Origin of the sequence: Bacteroides sp. 4_1_36 (assembly GCF_003466325.1) — a bacterium.
In the GTDB taxonomy this organism is placed as follows: domain Bacteria; phylum Bacteroidota; class Bacteroidia; order Bacteroidales; family Bacteroidaceae; genus Bacteroides; species Bacteroides uniformis.
In genome coordinates this window covers 108,863-109,346 of the sequence record NZ_QSOX01000015.1, presented here as the reverse complement: position 1 = coordinate 109,346, position 484 = coordinate 108,863, and the positions used below count along the sequence as shown (strand labels likewise).

General features: G+C 39.7%; 1 protein-coding gene. It reads right to left on the bottom strand.

Annotated elements, in window-relative coordinates:
* Window positions 1-269 precede the first annotated feature (269 nt).
* The coding region (locus DXD65_RS21275) for a hypothetical protein (protein WP_233556145.1) at window positions 270-484 on the bottom strand (215 nt) is incomplete at its 5' end.

Sequence of the window (484 nt, the reverse complement as noted above, 5' to 3'; positions counted from 1 at the left end):
TTTTTCTCTTTCCTCGTCGTCTCTCTTGTCGAAAGGGAGGCAAAAAGAAAAAGGAAGAAGGACCAGGCACCGTTTCTTTAAAAAGAATGTCAACTCGCGCTGCTTTCGTTTTCAAAAGCGGGTGCAAAGGTAAGGACTTTAAAGCATAACTTCCAAATGTTTCGGAAGTTTTTTTTTCATTTTTCTTTTCCAAGGCCGAAGTTCCGAAAGAAACCTATGGCAAAGAAGAGAAAAATGGAAGCTTACCGCTCCGTTTTACTGTCAGAATGTCAAAACATCGCCGCCTTCGTTCCCGAAAGCGGATGCAAAAGTAGGGCTTTTACGGACATCTGCAAAATATATACAAGCTTTTTTTGAGGGTTTACGTGAACTTTTTCATAACTAGCTGATTGATAGATATGTTTTAAAGCATATTTTTTAAAGGGAAAGAAAGGCAGGAAGGAAGGGGACACATTATATATATACGCGCGCGCATCGGAATATA